General features: G+C 69.5%; 1 protein-coding gene. It reads left to right on the top strand.

The features are described from left to right. Positions 1-633, top strand: a 633-nt coding sequence (locus tag HA630_RS00340; RefSeq protein ID WP_166832000.1) for an SAM-dependent methyltransferase, incomplete at its 5' end; no start/stop codon positions are given. Positions 634-979: the final 346 nt, after the last annotated feature.

Genomic DNA, 979 nt, shown 5'->3' with positions numbered 1-979 from the left:
AACGCCAAGAGCACGCGCGCCTTCCTGAAACGGGTGGACGCCACCCACCCGCTGGCCGCCCCGCTGCAGGCCCAGCAGATCACCGAACTGCCGCGCCAGGTGCACAAAAAAGGCGACCACGACCCGGCCGGCGGCTTCGACGCCCGGCCGCTGCTGGCCGCGGCCGTGGCCGGCCACGACGTGGGGCTGGTGAGCGAGGCCGGCATGCCGGCGGTTGCAGACCCGGGTGCGTCGGTGGTGCGGGCCGCGCACGCGCTGGGGCTGCCGGTGGTGCCGTTGGTGGGGCCGGTGTCGCTGATGCTGGCGCTGGCCGCCAGCGGTTTGAATGGCCAGCACTTTGCGTTTGTGGGCTACCTGCCGCAGGAGGCCAGCGCCCGCGCTCAACGCCTGCGCGAACTGGAGGCACTGGTGCAAAAAACCGGGCAGACGCAGCTGTTCATCGAGACGCCTTACCGCAACGGCGCCTTGTTGCAAGGCGCGCTGGCGGCGTTGAAGCCCACCACGCGCCTGGCGGTGTGCTGCGGGGTGACACTGCCCCAGCAGGCGGTGTTCAGCGGCACCGTGGCCGAGTGGAAACAACGGGCGCCCCGGTTGCCGCTGGACTTGCCGGCGGTGTTTTTGGTGGGGCGTTGAGGTTGGAGCTTGGTCCAGGCGCTGTGGGTGTGGCCTGGCGGCGTCGTGGCTCGCACACAAAATTGCCCGCGCTGAACGAGGTTCAGGCACTCACACACATCGGCAACTGAAACGCTCCCCCCCACCCAACCACCCCAGGCAGAAACACAAAAGCACGCCGAAGCGTGCCTCTGTAGTGGTCCGGCCAGCCAGATCAGTGCCGGAAGTGCCGCACCCCGGTGAACACCATGGCCACGCCGCGCTCGTTGGCCGCGTCGATCACTTCCTGGTCGCGCATCGAGCCACCGGGCTGGATGACGCAGGTCGCACCCGCGTCCACCACCACGTCCAGGCCGTCGCGGAACGG

The organism is Aquabacterium sp. A08 (genome assembly GCF_011742065.1).
Note: the sequence above shows the minus strand (reverse complement) of the source record. Positions and strands in the feature narration are given on the sequence as shown.